We start from the raw sequence: 14,169 nt of genomic DNA, 5'->3' as shown, positions 1-14,169 counted from the left end.
TCTCAGCCCGGTGTCAGGAAGGACCGGTCACTGCCGGCCAGGACGAAATCCACGATCTGGCGGACATAGTCGCTCGCGGTTTCGTCGCCCAGCCGGCGCGCGCGGTCCTGGAACGCGCCTTCGCCCTGCGCGAGCATCTGGAACGCCGCCCGCAGCGCGGTGATGTCGTCGCGCGACACGCCGCGGCGCTTCAGCCCGACCAGGTTCAGCCCGTCGAGCCTGCCCCGCGGCGCCTGCACCAGGCCGTAGGGGATGACGTCGTTCGTCACCATGGTGACCGCGCCGATGATCGCGCCCTGGCCGATGCGCACCCACTGGTGCACGCCCGAAAGCCCGCCCACGATCACGTCGTCCTCGAGCACGCAATGCCCGGCGAGCGCGGCATGGTTCACGAGGATCACCCGGTCGCCCACCTGGACGTCATGGGCGACGTGGGCGCCGGCCATGAAAAGCCCGTCGTCGCCCACGCGCGTGACGCCTCCGCCGCCCTCGGTGCCGGCGTTCATGGTGACATGCTCGCGGATCCGGTTCCGTGCCCCGATCTCGAGCCGCGTGCGCTCGCCCTTGAACTTCAGATCCTGCGGGATCTCGCCGATCACGGCAAAGGGAAAGATCGACGTCCCGGCGCCGATGCGCGTGTCGCCCGTGACGACGACATGGGACTTCAGCTCCACCCCCTCGGCGAGGCGCACCTCGGGGCCGACATGGCAGAACGGTCCGATCGCGCAGCCGGCGGCGATCACCGCGCCCTCTTCCACCACGGCGGAGGGATGGACGCGCGCCTCGGGCGAGATCGACATCAGCCCGCGCTCCCCTCGATGTCCATCATGGCCGAGAACTCGGCCTCGGCGGCCAGTTCGCCCGCCACCTCGGCGCGGCCCTCGAATTTCCAGACCTTGCCGCCGGGCCGGCCGCGCAGCGTGCGCAGGCGCATTTCAACCACGTCGCCGGGAACGACCTTGCGCCGGAACTTGCACTTGTCGATCCCCATGAAATAGATGAGCATTTCCTTGTCCGCGAGGTCGAGCGACGTGCCCACCATCACCGCCGCCGTCTGCGCCATCGCCTCGATGATCGTGACGCCGGGCATGATCGGCTGGCCGGGAAAATGGCCCTGGAAATGCGGCTCGTTCATGGTGACGTTCTTCAGCCCGAGCGCCGAACTGGTCCCGTCGATCTCCACGACCCGGTCCACCAGGAGGAACGGGTAGCGGTGCGGCAGGATGCGCTGGATCAGCTGGATGTCGGCAGTCGCGAGCTCGGTCATTCTCTCTCCCCGGGCGATTTGTTCCTCCCCTAGCAAGGGGGGCGTGGCGGGACAAGCTGGGCTAGTCGCCGTCGCCGTCGGCGCCGGGAGCGGACGGCGTCTCGGAGGTGTCCCCGGGCGGCGGCGCCTCGGGCGCGGACGGCGCCGCCGCGTCATCGGCAGAGAGCCCGTCACCGATTTCCGCGTCGATACGCGCGATCGCCTGATCGGTGACGTCGATCACCTCCGCGCTCATGAAGATGGATCCACGCTCGAGGATCACCGCCGCTCCGGCCTCGCGCATCAGCCGTTCCAGCACCGGTTGCGCGGCGGCCAGGAACGCCCGGCGCGCCTCCTCGTTGCGCAGCGAGAGCATCCGCGCCTTTCCGTCCTGCTCCCGGCGGATGCGCTGCACCTTCTCGTCGAACGCATCGGCCAGCGCGCGAAACTCGTCGAGCGCAAGCGTCTCGCGCTGCTCGGTGAGGCGTCGTTCCTCGGCGGTGAGTTCGGTCTCGATGCGGCGGTTCTCGGCGGCAAGGTCCGCGCCTTGCCGCTCGAGCTCTTCCGTCACTCGCCGACCGAAGGCAGACTCCGCGAAAAGTCGCTCCGGTTCCACCGTCAGGATCGGGCTCTGAAGACGCGCGGGCGCAGAAAAGGGCTGTTGCTGCGCCGTGGCCCACGGCACCCAGGCCAGCGCCGCCACGAGCAGCGCGGCGAGGGAGCGGCTCAGCCCGCGGGCCATGCCCTCAGAACTGGGTCTGGATGGTGAAATCGAAGTTCTGCGTCTCGTCGAAGGGTTTCTTCTGCAACGGCTCCGAGATGTTGAACCGCAGCGGACCGATCGGCGTGTCCCAGAAGATCGAGACGCCGATGACGGACCGCACCGTGAAATCCTCGTAGAGGACATCCGGCGAGCTGGTGTCGAGCCCCCAGAGCGACCCCACGTCGTAGAACACGCCGCCCGAGATGCCGTATTCCTCGGGCAGGCCAAGCGGAAACTCTGCCTCCAAGCGCGCAACGGCGTATTTGTCGCCGCCAAGCGCGTCATCTGTCGTGGCCGTCACTTCGCGCGGACCGATGCCGTCGGTCGTGAAGCCACGCAGGCGCCGGGGGCCGAGGAAGAAGCGGTCGGTCACGCGGCTGGACCCGTCGCTGTAGTTCAGCACGCCGCCTTCCAGCGTGGCCCGCAGCGTCACTTCCTCGCGCAGGATGCGGGTCTGCGCCACCGCCCGCGCCGTGGTGCGCACGAAGGTATCGTCGCCGCCGAGCGCGGCGAAGTCCTGGCCGAATTGCAGAAGGATGCCCGAGTTCGGGTCGAGCCCCGTGCGGCGGGTATCGTAGCTGTAGGTGTAGCCGACGGAGCTGTTGAAGACCTCGCCGCGATCCGCCTCGTCCTGGATGAGCGGTCCGACCGCGGAGGGATCATCGAGCGAGATGTCCGAGCTTTCGGCGGTGTAGCGCACCTGAAGCCGCCCGTTCTCGGAGACGGGGAAAGTGAAGGACGGCTGAAACCGCCCGATCGCGGTGTCGTAGCTGGACAGGAAGCTGTCCGTTTCCCGGTAGGAGAGTTCGAGATCGAAGCGCAGGTCGCGGCCCAGGAAGGCAGGCTCGCCGAAGGTGAAGGAATATTCCTGGTTCTCGTCGGTGGTGGACAGCTGGAAGCCGATGCTCTGCCCACGTCCCAGGAAGTTGCGCTCGCGGAAGCCGACGGTCGCGCCCAGCCCGCCCTCCGTCGAGTAGCTGGCGCCGAAGGAAATCGAGCCTGTCGGCTGCTCCTCGACGTTCACGTCGATGATGACCTGATCCTCGGAACTGCCCTCGCGGGCCTCCACCTCGGCGTCGGCGAAAAGCCCGAGCGCGCGGATCCTTTCGGCGCTCTGGCGGATCTCGCGCGGGTTGAACGGATCGCCCTCCACCGCGCGGAACTGCCGCCGGATCACGCGGTCGAGCGTGGCGGTATTGCCCTCGATGTCGATACGCTCGACGAAGATGCGTTCGCCGCGCACGAGCGCGAAGTCGATGTCGAGCGTCAGGTCGCGGTCGTTGCGGACGACGCGCGGCTCGACCCGCACGAAGTTGAGCCCCTCCTGCACCGCGAGCCGCTCCAGCCGGGCGATGTCGCGCTCGACGTCGAGCGGCGAATAGACGGAGCCGGGGCGTGTCCGAAGCGCCGCCTGGAACAGGTCCGGATCGACATCGGGCAGGTCCGACGAGACGGTCAACTCACCGAAGCGGAACTGCTGTCCCTCCTCGACGTTGAAGGTCACGAAATAGGCGTCGCGCTCCTGCGACAGCTCGGCGTTGACGGCCGTGATGCGGAAATCGACGTAGCCGCGCGACTGGTAGAAATCGTTCAGGAGCTGCCGGTCGAACTGGATCCGGTCTTCCACGAAGATGTCGGAGCGGATGATCGCGCGCAGAAGGCCCGCCTGCTTCGTGCTCAGCACCCGCCGCAGGCGGCGGTCGGAATAGGCCTCGTTGCCGACGATCCCGATCCGCTCGATCTCGATCACGCCGCCCTCGAAGATCTCGAAGACGAGGTCGACGCGGTTGTCGCTGCGCTCGATCAGGCGGGGGCGCACCGTGGCGGCCAGGCGCCCGTCGACGGCGTAGGCTTCGGCGATGCGCGCCGCGTCGCGTTCCGCCTGCACAGGGCTGTAGACCCGGCGGGATTGCGATTCCACGGCCTGCGCAAGCGCCTCGTCGTCGAGCCGACGGTTGCCCTCGAAGGCGATGCGGTTGATCGTCGGGTATTCGTCCACCACGATCACGAGCTCGCTGCCCCGCGGGATGATTTCAACGCTTTCGAACAGACCGGTCTGAAGAAGGCGGCGATTGGCGGCGTTGATCTCTCCGGCGGTGACGGTCTCGCCGCGGGCAATCCCCGCGTAGCTCAGGATCGTGCCGGGCTCGATACGCTGGTTGCCCTCGATCGTCACCGAGGCGAAGCTGTAGGTCTGCGCGCCCGCCGGCAACGGCGCGACGAGAAGCGCGGCCGCAAGCGTCAAAGGCAGCGCGATAGACGCCTTGAGGGCGGGGATTCTGCCGCTGCCCGTCGCTTTATCGCCCTTTACAGCGAACACCCGTGTCACGCTCATGCCGCCACCCGTCCAGACGCCCCATTTGGTAGTTGTGGGTATAGCGATTGCGGGATGTTGTCAAAGCGCGGAACCTGTTTCGGTGACAGCCCGGCGCAAGCGTTGCCGCAAGGGCGCGCCCGGCGTCGGAACGCGCCGGCGCGGGGCATCGAACACGCCGTCCAAAGCTGTCAGAGAGTTGCGAGAAACGCCCCCAGCATCAGGCCGAGAAGAATCGCCGCCGGGAACAGCAGGCGATCCCAGCTGAGTCTGAGAAGCAGGCCAAGCCCGCGCGTATCGATGGTGTGCAAGTGCATGGGTCCGCTCCTTGCAAGGTTTCAAGCCTCCGCAGAAGATCAGGAAAATCTGGCAGGAGTTGGACCGTTTCGGGGCGGCTTTTCAACAGGCCGCCCCGACCGCAGGGATCAGGGGCAGAAGATGTCGTTGGTCAGCGCGAACGCCATCAGCCCCAGGATCAGCACCAACCCGGCCCCCATCAGGACCTGCAATGCCTGATCGCTCGGCGGACGCCCGGCCACGGCCTCGTAGGCGTAGAAGACGAGGTGACCGCCATCCAGCACCGGGATCGGGAAAAGGTTGAGCAGCCCGACCGCCGTCGACAGCACCGCGATGAACCAGATGAAGCTCGTCGCGCCCTGGGCCGCCATGGCGCCCGAGGTTTCGGCGATCCCCACGGGCCCCGAGAGATTGCAGGTCGAGATCGCCCCCGTGATCATGTGCCACAGGCCGGAAAGCGACCCCTGGATGATGGTCGCGGTCTGGGCGACACCCGAGGTGAAGGCCTCCACCGGGCCGACGATTTCCGTCGCCGGCTCGAAGGCCAGCCCGCCGACGATTCCGATACGCCAGTGCGTGACGAAGCCGCCGTCGGGTTGCGGCTCGTCCATGCGCTTGGGCGCAAGGGTCATCTCCATGGTCTCGCCGCCGCGCCAGACGGTCAGCGAAAGTTCCGCGCCGTCGGAACTTTCGACGACCTCCCTGAGCTCTTCGAAGGCGACGATCGGCTCACCCTCGACGGCGGTGATGACGTCGCCGGCGCGCAACCCGGTCTCGAAGGCGGCCGAGCGCGGTATCACCTGCGTGACCACGGGCGGATAGGGATAGGGCCCCTCCACGACCATGTCCGACCCGTCGCGGCGCACGCGGAAATCGATCAGCGCCTCGCGGGGCACGTTGTCGGCGAAGGACTGGAACCCCTCGGGGGTGTCGAAGGCCGGCGGAGGCGTGCCCGCGATCGCGAGGATCTCGTCGCCCTCCTGCAGCGCGCCGGCCACCGGAAGCTCGCGCATCTCGCCCACCGTGAGGGGCTCCATCGGCGCGCCGCGCAGCATGAAGACGCCGGTGAAGATGAGGATCGAGAGCGCGAAGTTGAACGCGGGCCCCGCCGCCACGGTGAGCGAGCGCGCCCAGAGCGGCGCGCCGGCCATCGTGTGGCGCTTCTCTTCCTCGTTCATCCGGGACAGTTTCTCGGGATCGGTGCCGCTCGCCGCGTTGGCGTCGCCCTTGAACTTGACGTATCCGCCAAGCGGCAAGGCTGCGATCTGCCAGCGCGTCCCGCGCCGGTCCATGCGCGTGAAAAGCACGGGGCCGAACCCCAGCGAGAAGACCTCCGCCTCGATCCCGGTCCAGCGGCCGACGATGTAGTGGCCGTACTCATGGATCGCCACGATCACCGAAAGCGCCACCACGAAGGCCAGAAGTGTCCAGAGAAGCCCGCCGAATTGCGGGACGAGAGAGATCAAATCCACGTATCAGCCCCTATGCCGCTCGTTCCGTCATGACCCTCTCGGCCTCATGCCTGGCGAGATGGTCTGCCGCGAGCACCTTATCAAGGTCCATCGCGGCGTCATTGTGACCAAGACGGGCACAAACCCTGTCGAGAACCTCTTCGACGACGCCCGCCATGCCGGTGAAGCCGATCCGCCCCGCGAGGAACCCGTCGAGCGCGCATTCCTTGGCCGCGTTGAAGGCTGCGCCCGAAAGGCCGCCCGCCGCCATCACGTCGCGCGCGAGACGCAGCGCGGGGTAGCGCGCAAGATCCGGCGCCCGGAAGGTCATCTGCCCGATCGCGGCCAGGTCCAGCCGCGCGACCGGCAGCGCGCGCCGCTCGGGCCAGTTGAGCGCATAGCCGATGGCGTGGCGCATGTCGGGCGGGCCGACATGCGCCATGAGCGCCCCGTCCGCGAAGCCCACCAGCGCATGGATGAGCGATTCCGGGTGGATCACGACCTCGATCCGCTCGGGCGGCATGCCGAAGAATTCCTTCGTTTCAATGACCTCTAGGGCCTTGTTGAACATCGACGCGCTGTCGATGGTGATGCGCTGGCCCATGTCCCAGTTGGGATGCGTCGCCGCTTCGGCAGGCGTGGCGTGGGCCAGCCGCTCGAGCGGCCAGTCCCGGAACGCGCCGCCCGAAGCGGTGATGATGACGCGCTCCACCGCCGCCATGTCCTCGCCCACGAGCGCCTGGAAGACTGCCGAGTGTTCGCTGTCCACCGGCAGGACGCGCGCGCCGTGGCGCTGCGCCGTGGCCATCACCAGCGGGCCGGCGCAAACCATGCTTTCCTTGTTGGCCAGCGCCAGTGTCGCGCCCTGCCCCAGCGCCGCAAGGCCGGGAGCAAGCCCCGCCGCGCCCACGATGGCGGACATCACCCAGTCCGCCGGCCGCGACGCGGCCTCCACCAGCGCGCCCTGCCCCGCGGCGGCCTCCACGCCCGAGCCCGCAAGCGCGGCGCGCAGGTCCTCCAGAAGATCCTCGTGGGCCGTCACCGCGATCTCGGCCCCGAGCCGCCGCGCATCCTCGGCCAGCCGCGCGACGTTGCGCCCGCCGGTAAGCGCCACGACATCGAATTCCCCGGGCGCGCGCGCTACCAGATCGAGCGTGTTCTGCCCGATCGAGCCCGTGGCGCCCAGAACGCTGATCCGCCGCATCACAAGCCCCCCGGAAGCGCCGTCAGGGCCCTGAGGGCAAGGACCATGACCGCCGCGCCGATCATCGCGTCGAACCGGTCCATGAGCCCGCCATGCCCCGGCAGGAGCGCGGAACTGTCCTTGACGCCGACATGGCGCTTCAGCGCGCTTTCGGCGATGTCGCCGGCCTGCGCCGCGACGGCGACGGCGACCGAGACGGCGGCGAGCGCCGCCCCCGCGCCCGTCGACCCGGCGAAGGCCAGCCCCGCGAGCGCAGCGGCCGCCCAGCCGGCAACCGTGCCGGACCAGGTCTTCTTCGGGCTCACCCGCGGCCAGAGCTTCGGCCCGCCAAGCCGCCGCCCGGCGAAATAGCCTGCCACGTCGCTCGCCACGACGACAGCGACGAGCCAGAAGACCGCGTTCGCGCCCCCGTCGGCCCGCAGATGAAGCAGGCTCGCCCCGGCCAGCATGAAAAGCAGCGTGAACACTGCCGCGAGCGGGCCACGCGGGCCGAGAAGCGCAAGGATGGCGACGGGCGGCGCGAGAAGCAGCGCCGCCGTAGCCCAGCCCGGCAGCGCCGTGTCCGCCGCGGCAAGCGCGAGCGCCGCGGCCGCGCCAAGCGCCGAGGCGGTGCCCGGCCGACCGGGCGCCAGCATGCGCGCAAGCTCCCAGGTCATGCCGCCCGCGAGAACCGAGACCAGAAGCGTGAAAAGCACGCCACCCGCCCAGAGCGCGACCGCGCCGGCTGCGGCCAGCGCGGCGGCGGTGCCGATCCGGGCGGACAGGTCGTCCCAGATACCGGCGGTGCCGCTCATGCCCGCACCGCACCGAAACGGCGATCCCGCGCGGCGAAGGCGCGGATCAGCCGCCCGAACTCCGCCGCAGTGAAATCCGGCCAGAGCGTGTCGATGAACTCGTATTCGGAATAGGCCGATTGCCACAGCAGGAAGTTGGAGATGCGCGCCTCGCCCGAGGTGCGGATCACCAGGTCGGGATCCGGCAGCACGCAGGTGTCGAGGTATCGCGGCAGCGTCTCCTCGTCGACGTCCGCGGGTTTCAGCCGTCCCGCCGCGACGTCCTCGGCCAGCCGCCGCGTGGCGCGGGCCACCTCGTCGCGCCCGCCGTAATTCAGCGCGATGGTCAGGTTGGTCCCGGTGCAGCCCGCGGTCAGAAGCTCGAGCTCGTCCATCAGTTCGACCAGCTTGTCGTCGAGCCGCACCCGGTCGCCGATGAACCGCACGCGCACGTCATTGGCCAGAAGCGCGCGCGCCTCGCGCCGGATGTAGCCGCGAAACAGGTTCATCAGGCCCGAGACCTCGATCTGGGTCCGCTTCCAGTTCTCCGTGGAAAACCCGAAAATCGTCAGGTATTTCACCCCGTAACGCGGGCAGGACTCGACGATCTCGCGCACCCGGCGGGCACCGGCGTGGTGCCCGTAAAGGCGCGGGCGCCCGCGCATGGTCGCCCACCGGCCGTTGCCGTCCATGATGATGGCGACGTGGTGCGGGCCCGGCATCAGGGCGCTGTCTGCGGCGTCCTCGGCCATGCGCCCTCTTCTCTCAGACCTGCATGATCTCGGACTGCTTGCTCTCGAGCGCCTCGTCCACGGCCTTGGTGTAGCGATCGGTGAGGCCCTGCACCTCGTCCTCCCAGAGCTTCTGGTCGTCCTCGGGCATGCCCTGCGCCTTGGCCTTCTTGATCTGGTCCATGCCGTCGCGGCGGATGTTGCGGATCGAGACGCGCGCGTGCTCGGCATACTGCGCGGCCACCTTGCCCAGTTCGCGCCGACGCTCTTCGTTGAGTTCGGGGATCGGCAGCATGATGATCGTGCCGTTGAGCTGCGGATTGATGCCGAGGCCGGATTCGCGGATCGCCTTCTCCACCTTGCCGACAAGCGACTTGTCCCAGACGTTGACGGTGATCATGCGCGATTCCGGCACGTTGACCGTGCCGACCTGGTTGATCGGCGTCTTCTGGCCGTAGGCCTCGACCATCACGGGCTCCAGCATCGAGGCCGAGGCGCGCCCGGTGCGCAGGCTCGCGAATTCGGTGCGGAGCGAGGACATCGCGCCCTCCATGCGGCGTTCGAGGTCCGCGATGTCGATCTCTAGGTCTTCTTCGGACATGTGCTCTTCTTCTTCGCTGGAAGCTGATGCTCGACGCGTATACTCCGCCACGCGCCGTTTTGTATAGGCGTCGGCGCGAAAAGTTGCGCCGCCGCCGCTTGCGCGCGCCCGCGTCAGTCGGTGACGAGGGTGTGGGTCCCCTCGCCCGCGAGCACCCCGCGGAAGCCGCCCGGCTCGTCGAGCGAAAAGACGATGATCGGAAGATTGTTGTCGCGGGCCAGCGCGATGGCCGAGGCGTCCATCACCTTGAGATGGTCGGACAGCACCTGGTCGTAGGTGATGCGGTCGAAGCGCCGGGCCCCGGGGTTGGTGAGCGGGTCGCTGTCATAGACGCCATCGACCTTGGTGCCCTTGAAGATCGCCTCGCAGGCCATCTCGTTGGCGCGCAGCGTGGCCGCGGTGTCGGTGGTGAAATAGGGGTTGCCGGTGCCCGCGGCGAAGATGCACACGCGCTTCTTCTCGAGGTGGCGCACCGCGCGCCGGCGGATGTAGGGCTCGCAGATCTCGTCCATCCGGATCGCGCTGATCACCCGCGTGAAGACGCCCAGCGTCTCCAGCGCCGACTGCATGGCGAGCGCGTTCATCACGGTGGCGAGCATGCCCATGTAGTCCGCCGTCGTGCGCTCCATCCCCTGGGCCGATCCCTGCAGCCCGCGGAAGATGTTGCCGCCCCCGATCACCATGCATATTTCCACGCCCATCTCGTGGACCGACTGCACCTCGCGCGCGACGCGCTCGACCGTGGGCGGGTGCAGACCGTAGGCTTGCGGGCCCATCAGCGCCTCGCCGGAGATCTTGAGCATGACGCGCTGGAAACTGGGTCGGACGGGGGATGGGGCCATGTTGCGCGCGCTCCGGCTGGTGGCATAGGGTCGGGCGCAAAATGTCGGAAATCGCGGCCGGGTTCAATGCGCCCTGCGCGCGGCCGGAGGCGAACCTGAAAAAGAGGCGGCAGGACACTGGAACTGAAGGATATTCCCGCCGATCTGCCTGTGCTCATCGCCGGGCCTACCGCGTCGGGCAAGTCGACGCTGGCGCTTGAGATCGCGCGCCGGCAGGGCGGCGTGATCGTGAACGCCGATGCGATCCAGGTCCATCGCAGCTGGCGCGTGCTGACCGCGCGGCCCTCGACGGCGGAGGAGGCGGAGGTGCCGCACGCGCTCTACGGCTTCCTGCCGCCGGGGTCCGATTACTCGGTGGGCCAGTGGCTGCGCGACCTCGAACCGATCCTCGCCGGCCCCGACCGGCCGATCGTGGTGGGCGGCACCGGGCTCTATTTCTCGGCGCTGACCGAGGGGCTGGCGGAGATCCCCGAGGTGCCGCCCGAGCTGCGTCAGGAGGCGGCAGCCCGCCTTGCCGAGGGGGGGCTCGGCGCGCTTCTGGCCGAACTCGACGCCGCGACGGCGGCCCGGATCGACACCGCGAACCCGCGCCGCGTCACGCGGGCGTGGGAGGTGCTGCGGGCGACGGGGCGCGGCCTTGCCGACTGGCAGGACGACACCCCGCCGCCGCGGCTTGCGCTGTCGCGCACGGTGCCGATCCTCGTCGATGCGCCCAAGGCCTGGCTCACGCCCCGGATCGAGGCGCGCTTCGACGCGATGCTCGAAGGAGGCGCGCTCGAGGAGGCGCGCGCGCTTCTGCCGGTGTGGTCGCCGGACCTGCCGGCGGCGAAAGCCATCGGCGCGGCCGAACTCGTCGCCCACCTCAGGGGCGAGATGTCGCTCGACGCGGCGCGCGCGGCGGCCACCGTGGCCACGCGGCGCTTCGCGAAGCGCCAGCGGACCTGGTTCCGCGCGCGCATGCGGGGCTGGACGCGACACCGGCCCGAATCCGCTGACGCCTGAGGCGGCCGGAGCGCGGGGTTTGCATCCCCGCGCCGGATGCGGATACCACCGGGCTCGCCGGCTGCCCGAAATCGCCCTCGAGAAGGACCGCCCCGCTTGACCCCTTCGAACGCTCCGCGCCCGACGAGTTTCGCCCAGCCGATGACGCCCGCCGCGCCGCCCGCGTCGCCCCGCTGCATGACGATCGCGCAGCTCGCGCCCCGCGGGGGCTGGCAGCTCGGACTGATGCATGACCGGCCCGAGCACCTGTTGCTCTGGACGACGAAGGGCCAGGGCCGCGTGACGGTGGACGGCCTGCGCCGGGGCGTTTCGGTGCACAACGCGATCTTCCTGCCGGCAGGCACGCTTTTTTCCTTCGAGATCGGCGCCCAGGGCTTCGGACAGGCGGTCGCGATGACGCCGCGCGCGGATGCGGCGCTGCCCGACGCGCCGTCGCATCTGCGCATCCGCGACGCCTTCGCCCAGAGCGAGCTGACCGCGCTGCTGGAGGCGATGCAGCGCGAACAGTCCGGCGGGCGCGCCTTCGCGGCCGAGGCGCTCTCCGCGCATGCCGCGCTCGTCTCCGTCTGGCTGCGTCGCCAGCTCGCGGCGCAGGAGACGCCCGCGCCCGAAACGGCCGCGCAGCGGCTGGTCCGGCGCTATTGCCGGCTCCTCGTTCAGGGCTTCCGCTCCGAGCGTGTGATGGCCGACTATGCCGCGCAGCTCGACGTCACGCCCACCCACCTGTCCCGCGTATGCAAGGAGTGCGCGGGGCTGAGCGCGGCGGACCTGCTGACCCAGCGCACGCTCCACGCCGCCAGAAGCGCGCTTGCCGAGCCCGTGCCCAGCGTGCAGGAGATCGCGCAGGCGCTCGGGTTCTCCAGCGCGGCCTACTTCACGCGCTTCGTCCAGCATCACACCGGGCAGACGCCCACCGCACTGCGCCGCGCGTCCCAGCAGGCAAATCCCGCCCGGGCGCGTTGACCCGAGGCCGGCGGCCCGTTATGTCGCGTTTGGACCAGATCGATGTCGCTTTCCGGCAGCGAATTGCCGAAAGCAGGCGTTGACGCGGGCGCTCGGCTCGTGCCCAATGCTTCGTCAAGGGGTCGATCCGGCGGATCGAAGGCCGTGATCGAACGCGGCCGGGAGGTGCCCGGATCGTACGCCGCCAAGAATGAACAAAAGTGTCTATCCAGACCGCAGACAGGAGAGTTCCATGACCCATCCGACGATCAACGGCAAACCGGTGCATCCCGCGGCGATCATGTACGCCGAGGAGTTCAAGGCCGGCAAGCTCAGCCGGCGGGAATTCCTCGCGCGGGCCTCGTCGCTCGGCGTCACGGCGGCGGGCGCCTATGCGCTCGGCGGGCTCGGCCGCCCGGCCGCCGCGCAGGCCACGCCACAGGACGGCGGCACGCTGCGCGTCCAGATGGAGGTGCGCGCGCTCAAGGATCCGCGCACGGCGGACTGGTCGCAGATCGCCAACGTCTACCGCGGCTGGCTCGACTACCTCGTCGAGTACCAGGCCGACGGCACGTTCCGCCCTATGCTCCTCGAAAGCTGGGAGATCAACGAGGACGCCACCGAATACCAGATCAAGGTGCGCGAGGGCGTGACTTGGAACAACGGCGACGCCTTCGCCGCCGAGGACGTGGCCCACAACATCCGCCGCTGGGGCGACAAGGAGGTCGAGGCGAACTCGATGGCCGCGCGCGTGGCCTCGCTCATCGACGACGAGACCGGCCAGATCCGCGAGGGTGCGATCGAGGTGACGGGCACCCATACGCTGACCCTTCGCCCCAGCGTGCCCGACATCACCCTCATCGCCGGTTTCGCCGACTATCCCGCGGCTGTCGTTCACCCGAGTTACAACGGCGAGAACCCGACCGATGTGCCGATCGGCACCGGCCCCTTCCTGCCCGAAAGCCACGAGGTGGGGATCCGCTCCGTCCTGGTGCGCAACGAGGATCACCGCTGGTGGGGGACCGACGTCTACGGCGGCCCTTATCTGGACCGCGTCGAATTCATCGATTTCGGCACCGACCCGGCCTCCTGGCTGGCCGCGGCCGAGTCCGAGGAAGTGGACATGCTGTACGAATCCGTGGGCGAGTTCATCGACATCCTCGACGCCATCGGCTGGACCAAGTCCGAGGCGGTGACGGCCAACACCATCACGATCCGTCCCAACCAGGAGGCGATGGTCGGGGACATCAAGCCCTACGCCGACGCGCGCGTGCGGCGCGCCCTCGCGCTCGCCGTGGACAATGCGGTCTGCCTCGAGCTCGGCTATGCAGGTCTCGGCACCGTGGCGGAGAACCACCACGTCTGCCCGATCCATCCCGAATACGCCGATATCGGTCCCGCGCCCCACGATCCCGAGCAGGCGCGCGCCCTGATGGAAGAGGCCGGCATGGCCGATTTCGAACACGAACTGATCTCCATCGACGACGACTGGCGCAAGAACACCACCGACGCGGTCGCCGCGCAGCTGCGCGACGCCGGCATCAACGTCACGCGCGTGGTGCTTCCGGGCTCGACCTTCTGGAACGACTGGGCGCAGTACCCGTTCAGCTCCACGAACTGGAACATGCGCCCGCTCGGCGTGCAGGTTCTGGCGCTCGCCTACCGCTCGGGCGAGGCGTGGAACGAAACGGCCTACGCGAACCCCGACTTCGACGCCAAGCTGGCCGAGGCGATGTCGATCGCCGACGCCGACCAGCGGCGGCAGGTGATGGCGGAGGTCGAGCAGATGCTGCGCGACGACGGCGTGATCATCCAGCCTTACTGGCGCTCGATCTACCGGCACTACACCGACCGGGTGGTGGGGGCCGAGATGCACCCGACCTTCGAGATCCACACCTACCAGCTGGGCCTCGCCGCCTGAGGCTGGCGCATCGGGCCGCGCCCCCGGCGACGGGGCGCGGCCACGCTCTTTCATGGCGCGTCCGCGCTCAACAAGACTGACC

Annotated in this window: 14 protein-coding genes; 3 read left to right on the top strand and 11 right to left on the bottom strand. The window is 69.1% G+C overall.

Features of this window, described 5'->3' with window-relative positions:
• Positions 1-2: 2 nt before the first annotated feature.
• The 11 genes from lpxA to pyrH all read right to left on the bottom strand — a co-directional run bounded on the left by lpxA (position 3) and on the right by pyrH (position 10,222).
• Positions 3-800, bottom strand: a complete 798-nt coding sequence (gene lpxA, locus AB6A69_RS06605) for an acyl-ACP--UDP-N-acetylglucosamine O-acyltransferase (protein ID WP_371055448.1) — start codon at positions 798-800, stop codon at positions 3-5.
• Complete coding sequence (gene fabZ / locus AB6A69_RS06600; RefSeq protein ID WP_371038425.1) at positions 800-1,267, bottom strand: 3-hydroxyacyl-ACP dehydratase FabZ; 468 nt, start codon at positions 1,265-1,267, stop codon at positions 800-802. Before fabZ ends, lpxA begins: the two co-directional genes overlap by 1 nt.
• 61 nt (positions 1,268-1,328) lie before the next feature.
• Positions 1,329-1,988 carry an OmpH family outer membrane protein gene (locus AB6A69_RS06595; protein ID WP_371060174.1) on the bottom strand — a complete coding sequence of 220 codons (660 nt, stop codon included), beginning with the start codon at positions 1,986-1,988 and terminating at the stop codon, positions 1,329-1,331.
• A gap of 4 nt (positions 1,989-1,992) precedes the next feature.
• Entirely contained in the window at positions 1,993-4,344 is a 2,352-nt protein-coding gene (gene bamA, locus AB6A69_RS06590) for an outer membrane protein assembly factor BamA (protein ID WP_371060173.1), read from the bottom strand.
• 170 nt (positions 4,345-4,514) lie between these two features.
• Entirely contained in the window at positions 4,515-4,640 is a 126-nt protein-coding gene (locus AB6A69_RS06585; RefSeq protein WP_371060172.1) for a hypothetical protein, read from the bottom strand.
• A 108-nt stretch (positions 4,641-4,748) separates the two neighbouring features.
• Positions 4,749-6,092 (bottom strand): RIP metalloprotease RseP, encoded by a 1,344-nt coding sequence (rseP, locus tag AB6A69_RS06580; RefSeq protein ID WP_371060171.1) that lies wholly within the window; start codon positions 6,090-6,092, stop codon positions 4,749-4,751.
• A gap of 10 nt (positions 6,093-6,102) precedes the next feature.
• Positions 6,103-7,275: a 1-deoxy-D-xylulose-5-phosphate reductoisomerase gene (dxr, locus tag AB6A69_RS06575; protein ID WP_371060170.1), complete on the bottom strand. Its 1,173-nt coding sequence runs from the start codon at positions 7,273-7,275 to the stop codon at positions 6,103-6,105.
• On the bottom strand, positions 7,275-8,069 hold the full coding sequence (locus tag AB6A69_RS06570; protein WP_371060169.1) for a phosphatidate cytidylyltransferase: 795 nt from the start codon (positions 8,067-8,069) through the stop codon (positions 7,275-7,277). The genes dxr and AB6A69_RS06570 overlap by 1 nt, the downstream gene beginning before the upstream one ends.
• Positions 8,066-8,800, bottom strand: a complete 735-nt coding sequence (uppS, locus tag AB6A69_RS06565; RefSeq protein ID WP_371060168.1) for a polyprenyl diphosphate synthase — start codon at positions 8,798-8,800, stop codon at positions 8,066-8,068. Before uppS ends, AB6A69_RS06570 begins: the two co-directional genes overlap by 4 nt.
• Before the next feature lie 13 nt (positions 8,801-8,813).
• Positions 8,814-9,380, bottom strand: coding sequence for a ribosome recycling factor (gene frr / locus AB6A69_RS06560; RefSeq protein WP_371038433.1), 567 nt, complete (start codon positions 9,378-9,380; stop codon positions 8,814-8,816).
• A 113-nt stretch (positions 9,381-9,493) separates the two neighbouring features.
• Positions 9,494-10,222: a UMP kinase gene (pyrH, locus tag AB6A69_RS06555; protein WP_371038434.1), complete on the bottom strand. Its 729-nt coding sequence runs from the start codon at positions 10,220-10,222 to the stop codon at positions 9,494-9,496.
• Positions 10,223-10,339: 117 nt separating this feature from the next.
• Here pyrH and miaA point away from each other — a divergent pair, with 117 nt between their 5' ends.
• The 3 genes from miaA to AB6A69_RS06540 all read left to right on the top strand — a co-directional run bounded on the left by miaA (position 10,340) and on the right by AB6A69_RS06540 (position 14,087).
• Positions 10,340-11,224 carry a tRNA (adenosine(37)-N6)-dimethylallyltransferase MiaA gene (gene miaA / locus AB6A69_RS06550; RefSeq protein WP_371060357.1) on the top strand — a complete coding sequence of 295 codons (885 nt, stop codon included), beginning with the start codon at positions 10,340-10,342 and terminating at the stop codon, positions 11,222-11,224.
• A 96-nt stretch (positions 11,225-11,320) separates the two neighbouring features.
• Positions 11,321-12,187 carry a helix-turn-helix domain-containing protein gene (locus AB6A69_RS06545; RefSeq protein WP_371038436.1) on the top strand — a complete coding sequence of 289 codons (867 nt, stop codon included), beginning with the start codon at positions 11,321-11,323 and terminating at the stop codon, positions 12,185-12,187.
• Positions 12,188-12,419: 232 nt separating this feature from the next.
• A complete protein-coding gene (locus AB6A69_RS06540; RefSeq protein WP_371060167.1) occupies positions 12,420-14,087 on the top strand; it encodes an ABC transporter substrate-binding protein in 1,668 nt (555 codons plus the stop codon).
• Positions 14,088-14,169: the final 82 nt, after the last annotated feature.

The organism is Rhodosalinus sp. 5P4, from assembly GCF_041365695.1.
Taxonomy (GTDB): domain Bacteria; phylum Pseudomonadota; class Alphaproteobacteria; order Rhodobacterales; family Rhodobacteraceae; genus Rhodosalinus.
This window is presented reverse-complemented; position numbering and strand designations above follow the sequence as displayed.

Bases quoted from the DNA above. Each gene is read 5' to 3' on its own strand.
- AB6A69_RS06570 (WP_371060169.1), bottom strand. From the start codon at position 8,069: ATGAGCGGCACCGCCGGTATCTGGGACGACCTGTCCGCCCGGATCGGC.
- bamA (WP_371060173.1), bottom strand. From the start codon at position 4,344: ATGAGCGTGACACGGGTGTTCGCTGTAAAGGGCGATAAAGCGACGGGC.
- fabZ (WP_371038425.1), bottom strand. From the start codon at position 1,267: ATGACCGAGCTCGCGACTGCCGACATCCAGCTGATCCAGCGCATCCTG.
- AB6A69_RS06585 (WP_371060172.1), bottom strand. From the start codon at position 4,640: ATGCACTTGCACACCATCGATACGCGCGGGCTTGGCCTGCTTCTCAGA.
- dxr (WP_371060170.1), bottom strand. From the start codon at position 7,275: ATGCGGCGGATCAGCGTTCTGGGCGCCACGGGCTCGATCGGGCAGAAC.
- frr (WP_371038433.1), bottom strand. From the start codon at position 9,380: ATGTCCGAAGAAGACCTAGAGATCGACATCGCGGACCTCGAACGCCGC.
- pyrH (WP_371038434.1), bottom strand. From the start codon at position 10,222: ATGGCCCCATCCCCCGTCCGACCCAGTTTCCAGCGCGTCATGCTCAAG.
- lpxA (WP_371055448.1), bottom strand. From the start codon at position 800: ATGTCGATCTCGCCCGAGGCGCGCGTCCATCCCTCCGCCGTGGTGGAA.
- AB6A69_RS06595 (WP_371060174.1), bottom strand. From the start codon at position 1,988: ATGGCCCGCGGGCTGAGCCGCTCCCTCGCCGCGCTGCTCGTGGCGGCG.
- uppS (WP_371060168.1), bottom strand. From the start codon at position 8,800: ATGGCCGAGGACGCCGCAGACAGCGCCCTGATGCCGGGCCCGCACCAC.
- AB6A69_RS06540 (WP_371060167.1), top strand. From the start codon at position 12,420: ATGACCCATCCGACGATCAACGGCAAACCGGTGCATCCCGCGGCGATC.